The organism is Thermodesulfovibrionales bacterium (assembly GCA_026417875.1).
Taxonomy (GTDB): Bacteria; Nitrospirota; Thermodesulfovibrionia; order Thermodesulfovibrionales; family CALJEL01; genus CALJEL01.
Map to the genome: position 1 here is coordinate 16,900 of JAOACK010000001.1, position 13,903 is coordinate 30,802.

Sequence of the window (13,903 nt, forward strand, 5' to 3'; positions counted from 1 at the left end):
AATGTGAAGGAGGAAGCCATGTTAAAAAAAATACTTGTTGCCTTTGATGGTTCACCTCAGTCCTATCAGGCCTTTGAATTCAGCCTTGAGCTCTCAAAGCTCTGCCCTGGTGCTGCGCCGGAGATAATAGTACTCTCTGTTGCCCAGCCACCTGAACCAGCAGACATTGTTGAGATGGATGCCATAATTGACAGTGCAAGGCAGCATTATGAAGAGTTATTCAGGAACTTAAGGGATAAGGCAAAGGAGAAGAATCTTGAGATAAAAACAGAGGTTGTCGTGGGGCATCCAGCAGACCAGATAGTGCGGTATGCGAGGGAGAATAAATGTGATATGATTGTCCTTGGTCAGAGGGGTAAGTCAAAGATAGAGAACTGGCTTCTCGGCTCGGTATCGAAAAGGGTGGCAACCTATGCACCATGCACAGTGACAATAGTCAAATAGTGAAAAAGAGCAGAGTGCAACAGTTAACTGATAAATATTCATTAATAAAACTACTGCTCAAAATATAGACTTAGGGTTATTAAAGAGGCGACTGTCAATGGCTGAAATAGTTAAATTATCAGAATCATCTCCAGTACAAAAATACTCAAATTTGGAGGAAGTATAATCCTAAAGAAGATGAAGGAATATCTTCACCAGGTTATAGACATACAGTCTGGAAGAATAAGATACGACTTTGCAGAGAGGCTTGACAGAAGCAAACTTAACTTTCGCTTGGAGATGATACAGAGAATAGAGGCGACTATTGAAGGGATAGAAACAGCAATAAAAAAGGGGATGGCTGAAAGGCAGAAAGGCGAAGAAGAGGTTGAAAATAGAAAGGCTATACTGATGGAGATGGCTGATAAAATTAAGGATTTAGAAGGAAGGCTTGAGGTGATAAAGAAAGAGGTCCTGTCGTGACCTTCTTCTGCCCCAGTTGCTGGAAGGAGATCGAAGAAAAGCACAGGGTCTGTCCGTACTGCAGTGCTGACATAACCGAGCATGAAAAAAAGGGCTTTGAAGATAAACTTATAAATGCCCTGAGGCACCGTGAAAGAGAGACAGTCCAGAGGGCTGTCTGGATACTGGGAAGATTAAAGAGCATAAAGGCCGTAAAACCTCTCATAGAACTCTTTGGGCTAACAGATGATCCCTTCTTAAAGAGGGATATTCTTCAGGCACTTTATGGTATACACACAGAGAAAGCAATAGCCTTTATAAAAGATTGTCTTAACTCGGAAACACGCCTGGTAAAGAAAAAGGCAGAGGAGTTGATTATGAAAGACCGAAAAAACTTGCTATCTAAAAGAATGTTTTAGAAAATTTCCCATTTGCTTTACCGTCTCTTCCTTTACATATTATTTTTATGGCGATTTCACCTGTCCATGAGGTCCCTAACTATTTAGAGAAGAGGATTCTGGAGGGGATTGCAAGAGAAGTTTCTTAAAGGTTATCTTATTAAGAGATGATAACTCTCTCCAGTTTAAGGGCAAAGGGAAAATCCTCATGAGGAGAGTAATCTTGACACCGGATTATGGATTGGAAAGAGAATTAAAAAACGATGGAGCTTGATGCTATACTTACTTTATTGAGAAAAGGTAAATAGACAGAGGGATTATTAAAGATGCCTTTTATGATCAAAGTATTAATAAATGACCTTGTGCTTGAGGCAGAGCTTTTTGATACAGACTGCGCAAGATCGATCTACAACACCCTTCCGTTAGAATCACATATACACGAATGGGGTGATGAGTTCTATTTCCCCATTCCCCTCGCTATGGAGCTTGATGAGACTGCCACTACTTCTGTAAAAGCAGGTGATATTGGTTACTGGCCTCCGGGAAGGGCTATTGCCATATTCTTTGGACCAACACCTCTAAGCACAGGTGATGACCCTGTGCCTGCAAGTGATGTAAACATAGTTGGAAGACTTCTTTCAGATCCGAAAGCCTTAAAAAATGCAAAAGGTGCCAGTAAGATAAGGATTGTACCTGCCTGATATGCCTTCTTTATCACTGCGAATAATCTATCAGGCTCTTTTTAAACAGCAGATCGGTAAAAGACAAAGTCTTCAGATTTAATATTCCCCTAATCTGCCGATAGAAATCTATGATAGTCTTACAATTAAAAGGCAGCTGTGCCGAAAAGGCAATACCATGGCCCAAAAAATCAAAGATTTTTTGGAGACCCCTTCTGCTACACCTTATACTGAATACCCAGAAAACATATGGCCTTTATTAACCACATCACAAAACTCACCTTCATGGTGAATAAGGCTATTATCAAGTGAATAATAAATTCTGTCGCTCTGTAAAGACTTTAAGGCGTGCCTGCCCTTTTTCTATTCGGCAAATTAGAGTATTCATAATTTCTTCATATTTTTTAATTAAAATTTTATAAAAAAGGAGTGTCTCATGAAGGTATTAACAGCAGGATTGCTTCTGTATATTGCTCTGCTCGTAGCAGGCTGTAAAGCAGAAAAATACGGTGTGGAAATTAAAGAGGATGTCCAGACTGTAAGAATAAAGGATGTAATGCTTAATCCATCCCTTCAGGGAAAGGTCGTTAATCTAGAAGGTATAATAGTAACGCAGTGCATGTCAAATGGCTGCTGGTTCTTTCTGCATGATGGTACAGGTCAGATATTTATAGATCTTTCTGTAAAGGGCTTTTCTATTCCACCAAGGACTGGTAAAAAGGCACGGGTCAGAGGTATTGTTCAGAAGAGTGAAAATGGCTTTCTGATAATCGCAGAGGGTGTTGAGATAAGATAATGTCCTTTATTAAGCTTGCATTTAAAAATCTACTCAGGCATCGTATTAGGAGTATTCTCACTTTGACAGGAATAACTACCTCGGTGGCAGTGCTCTTTTCTGTTCTATCCTTTAACAGAGGTTTTGAAAGAGGGCTTGAAAGGGAACTTGAAAGAACTGGCATTCATTTTATGATTGTACCATCAGGCTGTCCTCATGAAGTTGCCTCACTTGTGCTCCATGGCGCTGTGATACCTAAATTTCTTGACCTGAAAGTAATGGAACATCTAAGGAATGTCCGTGAAATTGAACTGGCATCTCCCTTTCTTGTAGGTCAGATTCCCAATCCTGAAAAAGGAAGGATAGATCTGATATACGGTTTGGAGATGAAGCACCTGAGGAGGTTGAAACCATCATGGAAAGTAATAGGTTCCATACCAGAAAGTGATAATGAAGTAATCATTGGTGCAGAAATTGCCTCACATGACAGAATTAATATCGGTGATATCATAAATTATCCTTCAGTAAAAAGAACATTCCGTGTAGCAGGGATACTTGAGAGAACAGGTGGTCAGGATGATGCCTTTATATACATGCCTCTCAAGTCGGCTCAGGATTTATTTAATAGGCCAGAAGGCTCAACAGCAATTGGAGTCAGGGTCTCAGATCCAGCAAATTTAAATAAGGTTATCGAAGAACTATCACGAGATATACCGGGAATACAGATTGTTACCATGGGACAGGTCATGAATAGCCTTTCATCCCTTGCCAGTTCAGGTAAGGTTCTGAGTCTTTCTATGGCAGTAATAGCAATACTGATAAGTGCATCAGGAGTAATGAACTCAATACTTATGTCTGTTTTTGAGCGAACTCAGGAGATAGGTATGATGCGAGCTGTAGGTGCATCGAGATTCGATATTTTCAGGATAATACTTAAAGAGACAGTGATACTCACATTAACTGGTGGCATCACGGGTATCTTTCTTGCAAACATAGGATCAGGAATAATTGAATTCTTTGTGAGGAAATTCATACCTTATGTGCCATCTGGAAGTATGATATCCTTTGAGCCCGAGCTTGCTGCTTTGTGCATATTCTTTTCTTTATTTACAGGAATACTTTCAGGTTTCTATCCGGCATGGAAGGCTTCAAAGATTACACCAATTGAGGCTATAAGGGGATGATAGAGCTTAAAGGTGTATACAAAACCTACAGAAGGGGAGCAGAGGATGTTCACGCCCTCAAAGGAATAGACCTGACTGTGTCCAAGGGTGAGTTTATATCTATAGTGGGACCATCAGGTTCGGGGAAGACTACGCTGTTGCATTTAATGGGCTGCCTCGATAAACCAACAAAGGGTATTATTAAAATTGATGGACTGGAGATTGAAGGTCTGCAGGAATCTGCTCTTGTTGAGATAAGGAGAAAAAAGATAGGATTTGTCTTCCAGCAATTTTATCTCATCCCGGGACTCAGTGTTTTTGACAATGTTACTCTTCCACTTTTATTTTCACGAAAAAAGGTTGATCGAGCAAAGATAATCTCACTTCTTGAATTAGTAGGGCTTGACAGAAAGTCTGACAGGCTTCCAAACCAGTTAAGCGGTGGCGAGATGCAGAGGGTTGCAATTGCCAGGGCACTGGTGAATGACCCTGAAATTATCCTAGCCGATGAGCCATCAGGAAATCTTGATTCTGAAAACAGTGAAAAAATATTTAGTGTCCTGAAATCTCTCAATGATAGAGGTTTTACTGTAGTACTTATAACCCATAATCCTGAACTGGCAAAAAGGGCAGACAGGGTTGTAAGACTTAAAGACGGGCTCATTCAGGTTGACACCCTTTAGCGCTGTTTGCTTTATCCCCTAAGCCTTTCTATAATATATTGAAGTTTCTTCATTCTGAGTCCAAAAGGAAATTGGCATGTTTGAGCTAGATATACCTGGATTTGGAATTCTGAGACTTGAGCATCTTGTCTCAGATTTTACTGGCACACTCTCTGTAGATGGAAGATTGATACCAGGGGTAAAAGAAAGGCTTAATGAACTGTCAGAACATTTAAAGATTCACATCCTTACAGCAGATACCTTTGGAAGAGCAAAGGAAGAGCTCAAGGATATAAATTGCGAGGTCCATATCCTTAAAGGCGAAGACCATGATATACAGAAGGAAGAATATGTAAAAAAACTCGGACCTGAAAGGGTCATAGCCTTTGGAAATGGAAATAATGACACAAGGATGCTCAAGACAGCAAGGCTTGGTGTGGCTGTAATAATTGATGAGGGATGTTCTGGAGATGCCATGAGGTCAGCAGATATAATTGTTAAATCCATTACCGATGGCCTTGACCTTCTACTGAATCCAAAGAGATTGAAGGCAACTCTAAGATTTTAGATATTTATGTTATAATTTTCCATGACACTTCCTGAGATTTTCAAAAAATATAAAGTAAAGCTAGCCTATATCTTTGGTTCACAAAAAGAAAAGGGTATGCTCTTTCTTAAAGGCAGATATGTTTTACCTGAAAAGGGGACTGACCTTGATATAGGCGTGGTCTTTGATGGTCTGCCAGAAAAAAAGAGTGAAACCTATGGAGAACTTTATGCAGACCTTACAGAATTTTTTGAACCCTTTAATATTGACCTTGTCTTTCTTGAAGAAACCAGTTCTCTATTTCAGTATGAAGCCATAAAGGGTGAAATTTTATATTATGAAGATGAACTTTTTGTTGATGATTATGAAGAAAAAATAATGAAGAAGGCGTCAGATTTATCTTTCAAAAAAACTGAGTTTGAAAGGGATTTCTTTGAGGCAGTACGGGATGGTTATTTCGAGCTTGAGAACAGATAAGATAGAGAAAAACCTTCATCTAATACAGGAATTTATTCTGGGGATGAAAGAACTTTCAAGATTATCTTTAGAAGAATTCCTCTCTGACAAAAGGAATCCAGCTGCTGCGGAGAGCTATCTCAGGAGAGCTCTGGAAACCATATTTGACACATGCAGGCATATCCTTGCCAAGAGCTATGGTTTTAAAGAGCTTGAGTATAAAGAGATTGCAAAAAAGTTTGGCGAGAAGATAATATCTGACAAGGACTATTCCAGAATACTTATAAAGATGGCTGGTTACAGAAATAGGATGGTTCATATGTATCATGAGGTCTCTGCTGAGGAGCTCTATGAGATCATAAAAAATAACCTGTCGGACATAGAGAGATTTATAACAGAAGTAACAAGGTTTTTAGAGCATTACAAAAAAGGCAAAGGTTAGATGAGGACACAGATTAGGGTTACTATTTTTTCATTTTTCCTATTTCTATCCTTCCATCCATTATGTCATGCCTCTACACTAGAAGAGATAAAAGCCCGCGGTTATCTCCTCTGGGGTTCTGATGCTGAAGGCGGAGCACCCTATGTCTTTCCCCATCCTGAAGATCCCTCAAGATTAATAGGTTTTGAGGTTGATATTGCAGAGGCAATTGCACGGGAACTGGGCGTTAAACAGAAGATGGTCCAGAATGCCTGGGACAGTCTTATTCCGGGCCTTGAAAGAGGTGACTATGATATTGCCATGAATGGTATAGAGATAACTCCTGACAGGGCAAGAAGGATTCTCTTTTCAATTCCCTACTATGTTTATACAGAACAGCTTGTTGTGAGGGCAGATAATAAGGAAATAAATTCGCTTTCTGATCTTAAAGGTAAAAAGGTCGGCACTCTCTCAGGTGCTGTTGCACACAGGATGCTTGAGGAGATCGGTGGTGTGAAGATAGTTGTCTATTCGGGTGTTGTTGAACCCTATGAAGACCTTGCCCTTGGAAGACTCGATGCCGTATTCCTGGACCTGCCCATTGCTGCCTATTATGCAAAACCTGACAGAAGATTAAGGTATGCCGGCGAACCTGTAGGTGAGGGATTTTATGGAATTGCCATAAGAAAAGAAGACAGAGAGCTTAAAGAGGCAATTGATAGCGCACTGAGAAAACTTATCAGAACAGGAGAGCTCAAGAGGATTTATGAAAAATGGGACATGTGGAATAGTGCTCAGATNAAGCTTTATACAATGGCTGAAGAGAGCTATCCTGAACTTGAGACAATGAAAGAGGCACCCCTTTCAAGATTTATTCCCAATCTCCTTAAAGGTGCAGGTCTTACTATAGTCATATCAGTTATATCAATGGCACTGGCAATAGTCTTTGGTCTGATTTTAACCATAATCAGACTTTATGGAGGAACCCCTCTTAGCTCCTTTGCTACAGCCTATATAGAGGTGTATCGTGGAACCCCTTTACTTATCCAGCTTTATATACTTTACTATGGCTTACCAAATATCGGTATCTCCCTTAGTCCCTTCACTGCAGCTGTGCTTGGACTCGGTATGAATTATGCAGCCTATGAGGCAGAGCTCTACAGAGCTGGAATAAATGCTGTGTCAAAAGGACAGATGGAGGCAGCCCTTTCCCTGGGCATGACCAGAGGGCTTGCACTGAAAAGGATAGTCCTTCCACAGGCATTCAGGATCGCCCTTCCGGGTGTAACAAATGATTTCATAGCCCTCTTTAAGGATTCATCCCTCGTCTCAGTAATAGCCATGGTAGAGCTAACAAAGACATATACCATACTTGCTGCAAACACATTAAGATTCTTTGAGCTTGGTCTTATTGTGGCAATCCTTTATTTTGGAATGAGTTATCCCCTTTCAATACTTGCAAGAAGGCTTGAAGAGAGACTTAAAGGTAAGAATCGGAGCAGGAAGTGGAGCTCATAAGGATTATAGATCTTTACAAATATTATGGAGAGGTCCCTGTTCTTAAGGGAATAAATCTCTCTGTTAAAAAGGGTGAAGCCATTGCCATTATTGGACCATCAGGTAGCGGTAAGAGTACACTCCTCAGATGCATTAATGGACTTGAATTGTTCCAGAGAGGTGAAGTAATAGTTGATGGAATAGAACTCCATTCAATAAATAAAAAGAGACCCTCGGCTCAGGACAGGGAGGCTATGCAGAAGGTAAGGCTTCTTGCAGGCATGGTCTTTCAGCAGTTCAATCTTTTTCCTCACATGACTGTTCTTGAAAATATAATAGAAGCTCCTGTAAGGGTTTTAAAGATAAACAGAGAGGAAGCAACAGAGTATGCCATATCACTATTAAAGAGAGTAGGACTTCAGGAAAAGCTTAAAAGATACCCTGATGAACTCTCAGGCGGAGAACAGCAGAGGGTTGCAATTGTCCGTGCCCTAGCAATGAGGCCCGAGGTAATGCTCTTTGATGAGCCCACTTCATCACTCGATCCTGAGATGGTTGGTGAGGTTCTTTCTGTAATAAAAGACCTCATATATGAGGGTCTCACAACTCTCATATCAACCCATGAGATGGATTTTGCGAAGGATGTGGCAGACAGGGTAGTTGTCCTGGACAGGGGTGAGATTATTGAAGAAGGAGATCCCGAAAAGATATTTACAGATCCCTCACAGGAAAGAACAAGATTGTTCCTTAGCAGGATTCTAAGAAAATGAGTGATAATTCATTAGGTAACTACATCACATATCATAAATGAAGGTATTTTTTTCAGGAATAGGTGGTAGTGGCCTTTCTGCCATAGCAGGTTTTATGGCTGAAAGGGGCCATGATGTCTGGGGCTCGGACAGGGCCTTTGATAAAGACCCAGAACATCCTGTCCTGAAACTTCTTAAAAATAAAAATATAAAGATTCTCCCTCAGGACGGTGCTGCTGTTGATAGTTCCTTTGACCTGGCTGTATTCAGTACAGCAGTGGAGAAGACAAATCCAGAATACGAAAGAGTAATGAATCTAAAAATACCTCTAAAGACAAGGCCTGAATTCCTTATAGAACTATCAACAGGATTCAGAACATTTGCAGTCGCAGGAACGAGCGGAAAATCGACCACCTCAGGTATGATTGCCTTTATCATGGATGCAATGGGCATGAAACCTAATTTCATCGGTGGAGGCCGGATAAAGAACTTAAAGGAAAGAAATGGCCTCGGAAACTATCTTACAGGAAGTAGTGACATCCTTTTGATTGAAGCATGTGAATCTGATGGAACCATTATCCATTACAGGCCTGAATATCTTGCCCTGCTGAATCTGGAACTCGACCACCATCCGGTCAGTATTACATCAGCACTCTTCCAGAAGATAATTGATAATACCTCAAGGAGGGTTATAGTTAATCTTGATGACCGGAATATAAAGGGACTAAGGATTAAAGAGCCGCTCTCTTTTTCAGTAAAGGAGCAATCACTCTACAGACCAGATGAGGTTAAATTTCTTCCACTTGGGACAGAATTTATTCTTAGGGGCATAAGATTTAAATTATCACTACCGGGAATGCACAATCTCTACAATGCCCTTGCTTCAATAGCTATTCTTGCAGAGACAGGTGTATCACTGAAAGACATGAGTGATATAATCAGAAAATTCAAGGGGGTAGAAAGGCGTTTTGATATTGTTCTTGACAACGGTACATACCTAGTCATTGATGATTATGCCCACAATCCCCATAAAATAGGTTTTTTAATAGAAACGGTCAAAAGGTTCAGGGATTCTGTATGCTTCATATTCCAGCCTCACGGCTATGGACCAACAAGGCTCATGAAGGATGATTACATAAAGGTCTTTTCAGAAAAACTTTCAGATAAGGATCACCTTATACTGCTCCCCATATATTATTCCGGTGGTACGGTACAGAAGGATATATCAAGCCATGACCTTGCCAGTGCTATCAGGATGAGGGGAAGGTCTGTAGAAGTAATTGATGAAAGAGAGGAGATCTTGAACAGGATTGATGGATGGAATACCTTTGTTGTCTTCGGCGCAAGAGATGAAAGTCTTTCAATACTCGCAAGAGATATTGCAGAAAGATTGAGATAATTAACCAGGCCGTGAATTATGTCCCTTTCCCGTTCTTGTATATCTGTAGGTCAGAAAATGAAGTAATACCTCTACCCTCTCTGCAAGAACTTTTGGTGAGGCTGACACACCCTTGTTAATATAACTGGCTGGCTCAAGAATGCTCATCTGCTTTCTCAGGTCTTCATCAGCCTTAACAGCAGAGAAAAAGACGACAGGGACTCTTTCTCTATTATTTCTGTCCTCAAGTGCCCTAACAGTCCTTACAGCTGTAAGACCGTCCATCTCGGGCATGTTGATATCAACAATAGCAAAATTTATCCTCCGCCTCTCATTCATGAGCCTGGTATATTCAGCTATAAATTCAAGGCCATTTGTTGCTGTAATAACAGTATCTGAAAGGGATTTCCTTAAAACAAGTTCCTTGAGGAGTGTTCTCAGGAATTCGGAATCCTCAGCTATTATTGCAAAGGAACGTTCAGGGCTTCCTTTCTCTTCTTTTTCTATAATCTTACTTTCTGCCTGTAATTTTATCCTGATTGCCTCCTTTTCAAAAGGTGCATCACCTGTATCTTCCTCTGTTTTTAAGGCAGGGCTTTCACCGAGCTTCGTTGGTTCCTGTTTTAATTTTGTGACTTTTTTATCTTCTGAGACCTGCTCAATTAAAACCTCTTCCACATTCTTTATATCAGGATCCTCGCTATTCAATTCCCTCTGTGCCTGCTCTTCTTTCCCTTTTTCTCTCAGCTCATCGGCTCTCTCTACCCCTGATCCTATACTTTCTTCAATCCCTTTCTTCCCTGCTTCAGTTAATTCTTTATATCTTTCCATCACCCTCTCAGCCTCAACTGCCTTTCCCTCTGTCATGACCTCTTCTCGCTCTTCCCAGAGTTTTAAAACATCAAGAGTAAAACCGCAAAAGGAACAGGCATATTCCCTTTTCTGATCCCTCTCCACTATGTAGTAGGGAACATCCTCACCACAGCATATGCAGTATTTCTTATCCCCCATCCAAGATAAAGCATACAATTATTAAAAATATTTTTCAAGTACTATATATCAAAACTCTCTCCCCTTTCTGGGATGGTTACCTGGAATCCATATTTATCCACAATAGAATCTTTAAAGCTCTCAAGAACCTCCCTCTCACCGTGCACAAGGAATATGCGGGGTGAATCAATAAAATTTCCTAACCATTCTAAAAGACCATCCCTGTCTGCATGGGCTGAAAAGCCATTTATAGTGTAGATGGATGCCTTTACAGCTACTTCTTCACCTAGGATATTTACTGTAGGGTTTCCATCTATGATTCTTCTTCCCAGTGTTCCCTTTGCCTGGAATCCAACAAAGATTACACTACATTCCGGTCTCCAGAGGTTATGCTTGAGGTGGTGTCTGATTCTACCACCCTCACACATACCGCTTCCTGCAATAACTATGATCCCTGACTTTATTCTGTTCAGCGCCATGGAATCCTCTGCGGTCTTTACAAAATGAAGTACCATGGAATCACCCATTTTTTTTGCTGTAAATAGCTTCATTGCTTCTTCATCAAAACACTCCGGATGGGCAAGATAGACCTTTGTGGCTTCCTCAGCAAGGGGGCTATCAAGATAAACATGGATTCTGTAAAGCCTTCCTTCTCTTACAAGATTGTTAAGGATATAAAGAAGGTCCTGAGTCCTTCCAACTGCATAAGATGGTATATAGACATTTCCTCCTCTTTTGAATGTTGTTTTTATTGCATCAATAAGCTCATTTATACTCTCCTCAAGAGGTTTGTGAAGCCTGTTTCCATAGGTTCCCTCCATCACTATATAGTCTGCCTCTTTTGTTATTTCAGGGTCTTTAATTATCGGACTTCCTTTTTTACCGATATCTCCAGAAAAGATTATCTTTCTTTCCTCAGGACCATCCTGATACCAGAGCTCAATTGTTGCTGAGCCCAGTATGTGACCTGCATCAAGAAATCTGTACTTAATACCACTACCGAGATGAAAGATTTTCCCGTAGGGTTTTGTGTCAAGAAGTGGCAGTACCATCCTTACATCATCTACTGTATAAAGAGGCTTTACAGGAGGCCTTCCACTCCTAAGAGCCTTTCTAGTCGCCCACTCCGCATCAGCCTCCTGAATATGGGCTGCATCAAAGAGGAGAAGTTCAAGAAGATCCCCTGTGGCTGGAGTTGTGATAATGCGACCTCTGAAGCCATCCTTTACAAGTTTTGGAATCAGCCCTGAGTGATCAAGATGGGCATGGGTGAGAAAGATATAATCTATCTCCGATGGGTCAAAGGGGAAGGGTTTTAAGTTTTCTTCGTGATTGCCCTCTCCCTGATGAAGTCCGCATTCAATCAGGATCTTTAAATTATTTATCTCAAGAACAAAGCATGAACCTGTAACTTCCTTTGCAGCACCGAAAAACCTTATCTTCAAACCGTTACTCCATCAATCCTTTTAAGACCTGCCTTGAGGGCAGCCTTTATTGCAGATTCATATTCACCAGGAGTGATTCTCCGTGATAGCTCGGGAAATTCAAAGGCTCTGTAGCAGGGTCTGTACTGATCCATTATATTGATGTATGTATTCTTTGAGATCTCCTGAGCAATGAATTTTACAACCTCTTCTGTCTGAGCAATATCATTTGGAAGAACAAGGTGTCTTACTAAAAGACCTTTCACGGCAATGCCCCTTTGGTCTATCAGGAGATCTCCCACCTGTCTATGCATCTCCTTCACTGCAGCCTTAACTATCTCCGGATAATCTGGAGCAAGGGAGTATTTTTTTGCAAATTCACCGGACATGTATTTTATATCGGGCATGTATATGTCTATAATTCCATCAAGGAGTCTCAGTGTCTCCACTGATTCATAGCCACCGCAGTTATAAACTACAGGTATCTCAAGGCCCTTATCTCTTGCTATGAATATCGCCTCAACTATCATGGGAGTCTGGTGCGTGGGTGTAACAAGATTAATGTTGTGGCATCCCTCAGACTGGAGCATGAGCATTATATTTGCAAGTCTCTCAACTGTGGTCTCTTCACCCTCCCCGAGATGGCTTATTGTCCAGTTCTGGCAGTAAAGACACCCGAGATTGCAGTGTGTAAAAAAGATTGTACCAGAACCGAATCTTCCTACGAGTGGTCTTTCCTCTCCAAAGTGAGGTCCCCAGCTTGAGATAACCGGTTTTGAGCCAGTCCTGCAGAATCCCTTTTTGCCCTCAAGCCTGTTCACCCTGCAGTTCCTTGGGCAGAGTCTGCACTCCCTGAGGAGATTATAAAGTTCTTCTACTACCTTTTCTTTTGATTCAATCTTCATTCTAACTTTTTTAACTCAAGGGGTACGAGGACTATCTCTATCCTCCTGTTCTTAGCCCTTCCCTCTTCTGTCTCATTAGAGGCAACAGGTCTGTATTCTGCATAACCCGTTGCACTGAGAACCGACGGGTCAATACCTCTTTCCTGAAGGTATCTAACAACATTTGTCGCCCTTGCAGTGGAGAGCTCCCAGTTTGTTGGAAATCTATGGGCTAACCTAGGACTTATGGGTACATTATCTGTATGGCCCTCGATATTGATCTGTCTGTCCTTGACATTCTTCAGTATCTCAAACACCCGGTCCAGGACCTTTTTGCCCTCTCTTTTTATTTCTGCACTTCCAGAATCAAAGAGTATCTTTTCAACCATGCTGAGGGTAAGTTTATCCCTGAGCTGCGTGACCTCAATCTCTCCTTTTTTAATTTCTTCCTGAAGTTCAGCAACAAGTCTGTTATATGTACCTTTAAGCTCTGCGATTGCCCTTTCCTTTTCCTCAAGTGCCCTTGCCTTTTCTTCTGAAAGTCTTGTTATCTCCTGCTCAAGCTCCCTTATCCTCTGCTCCTTTTCAGAAACCTTTGCCCTTAGGTCCGTTATTGCCTTTGATAGCTCATCCTTTTTTGCCTCAAGAAGGTATCGCAGGTTTGCATTGTCTTCCAGAAGATTATCCCTTTCTTTCTTCAGCTCTTCATAATTTCTTTTGAGTCCTGAAAGTTCTTCCTCAAGTGCTTTATTCTGAGCCTCTTTCTCTTTTGTGGTCTGCTCGAGCTGTGATACACTAACTTTCAGGCCTTCAATCTCGGAAAGCCTTGCCTTATATTCCTTTGAAGATACGCAGGAACTGAATAATAAGATTAAAACTAATAATATTGACACCTTCATATGACACCTCCTGATTTCACCATGAAATATTATATCATGCAAGAACTCCATGTAATTATTTTAAAATCATTCCGCACCCTTTATGTTAAAATTAT

Annotated in this window: 17 protein-coding genes; 13 read left to right on the forward strand and 4 right to left on the reverse strand. The window is 41.0% G+C overall.

Annotated features, from left to right (window positions below):
• Positions 1 to 18: 18 nt before the first annotated feature.
• The 13 genes from N2257_00095 (at position 19) to N2257_00155 (ending at position 9,632) form a co-directional block, all read left to right on the forward strand.
• Positions 19 to 444, forward strand: coding sequence for a universal stress protein (locus N2257_00095; GenBank protein MCX7792795.1), 426 nt, complete (start codon positions 19 to 21; stop codon positions 442 to 444).
• Positions 445 to 621: 177 nt separating this feature from the next.
• On the forward strand, positions 622 to 906 hold the full coding sequence (locus N2257_00100) for a hypothetical protein (protein ID MCX7792796.1): 285 nt from the start codon (positions 622 to 624) through the stop codon (positions 904 to 906).
• Complete coding sequence (locus N2257_00105; GenBank protein MCX7792797.1) at positions 903 to 1,304, forward strand: HEAT repeat domain-containing protein; 402 nt, start codon at positions 903 to 905, stop codon at positions 1,302 to 1,304. The genes N2257_00100 and N2257_00105 overlap by 4 nt, the downstream gene beginning before the upstream one ends.
• A gap of 314 nt (positions 1,305 to 1,618) precedes the next feature.
• Positions 1,619 to 1,984 (forward strand): cyclophilin-like fold protein, encoded by a 366-nt coding sequence (locus N2257_00110; protein MCX7792798.1) that lies wholly within the window; start codon positions 1,619 to 1,621, stop codon positions 1,982 to 1,984.
• Positions 1,985 to 2,399: 415 nt separating this feature from the next.
• The gene (locus tag N2257_00115; GenBank protein MCX7792799.1) at positions 2,400 to 2,759 is read left to right on the forward strand and encodes a hypothetical protein; all 360 of its coding nucleotides are present in this window, start codon (positions 2,400 to 2,402) and stop codon (positions 2,757 to 2,759) included.
• Between the two features lie 62 nt (positions 2,760 to 2,821).
• On the forward strand, positions 2,822 to 3,922 hold the full coding sequence (locus N2257_00120) for an ABC transporter permease (protein ID MCX7792800.1): 1,101 nt from the start codon (positions 2,822 to 2,824) through the stop codon (positions 3,920 to 3,922).
• Positions 3,919 to 4,584: an ABC transporter ATP-binding protein gene (locus N2257_00125; GenBank protein ID MCX7792801.1), complete on the forward strand. Its 666-nt coding sequence runs from the start codon at positions 3,919 to 3,921 to the stop codon at positions 4,582 to 4,584. The genes N2257_00120 and N2257_00125 overlap by 4 nt, the downstream gene beginning before the upstream one ends.
• Positions 4,585 to 4,660: 76 nt before the next feature.
• Positions 4,661 to 5,131, forward strand: a complete 471-nt coding sequence (locus N2257_00130; protein ID MCX7792802.1) for an HAD hydrolase family protein — start codon at positions 4,661 to 4,663, stop codon at positions 5,129 to 5,131.
• A 21-nt stretch (positions 5,132 to 5,152) separates the two neighbouring features.
• Entirely contained in the window at positions 5,153 to 5,587 is a 435-nt protein-coding gene (locus N2257_00135) for a nucleotidyltransferase domain-containing protein (protein ID MCX7792803.1), read from the forward strand.
• Positions 5,559 to 6,008 carry a DUF86 domain-containing protein gene (locus N2257_00140; GenBank protein ID MCX7792804.1) on the forward strand — a complete coding sequence of 150 codons (450 nt, stop codon included), beginning with the start codon at positions 5,559 to 5,561 and terminating at the stop codon, positions 6,006 to 6,008. The genes N2257_00135 and N2257_00140 overlap by 29 nt, the downstream gene beginning before the upstream one ends.
• A complete protein-coding gene (locus N2257_00145; GenBank protein ID MCX7792805.1) occupies positions 6,009 to 7,505 on the forward strand; it encodes an ABC transporter substrate-binding protein/permease in 1,497 nt (498 codons plus the stop codon). It abuts the gene before it with no gap.
• Positions 7,493 to 8,254, forward strand: coding sequence for an amino acid ABC transporter ATP-binding protein (locus tag N2257_00150; protein MCX7792806.1), 762 nt, complete (start codon positions 7,493 to 7,495; stop codon positions 8,252 to 8,254). Before N2257_00145 ends, N2257_00150 begins: the two co-directional genes overlap by 13 nt.
• 37 nt (positions 8,255 to 8,291) lie before the next feature.
• On the forward strand, positions 8,292 to 9,632 hold the full coding sequence (locus N2257_00155) for a Mur ligase domain-containing protein (protein MCX7792807.1): 1,341 nt from the start codon (positions 8,292 to 8,294) through the stop codon (positions 9,630 to 9,632).
• Here the strand turns inward: N2257_00155 and N2257_00160 are convergent, their stop codons facing one another.
• Genes N2257_00160 through N2257_00175 form a run of 4 tightly spaced genes read right to left on the reverse strand, consistent with a single transcriptional unit; the run spans position 9,633 to position 13,808 of the window.
• On the reverse strand, positions 9,633 to 10,622 hold the full coding sequence (locus tag N2257_00160) for a response regulator (GenBank protein ID MCX7792808.1): 990 nt from the start codon (positions 10,620 to 10,622) through the stop codon (positions 9,633 to 9,635). It lies immediately after the preceding gene.
• A 41-nt stretch (positions 10,623 to 10,663) separates the two neighbouring features.
• A complete protein-coding gene (locus N2257_00165) occupies positions 10,664 to 12,046 on the reverse strand; it encodes an MBL fold metallo-hydrolase (GenBank protein MCX7792809.1) in 1,383 nt (460 codons plus the stop codon).
• Complete coding sequence (locus tag N2257_00170; protein MCX7792810.1) at positions 12,043 to 12,930, reverse strand: radical SAM protein; 888 nt, start codon at positions 12,928 to 12,930, stop codon at positions 12,043 to 12,045. The genes N2257_00165 and N2257_00170 overlap by 4 nt, the downstream gene beginning before the upstream one ends.
• Positions 12,927 to 13,808: an OmpA family protein gene (locus tag N2257_00175; GenBank protein MCX7792811.1), complete on the reverse strand. Its 882-nt coding sequence runs from the start codon at positions 13,806 to 13,808 to the stop codon at positions 12,927 to 12,929. The genes N2257_00170 and N2257_00175 overlap by 4 nt, the downstream gene beginning before the upstream one ends.
• Positions 13,809 to 13,903 lie beyond the last annotated feature (95 nt).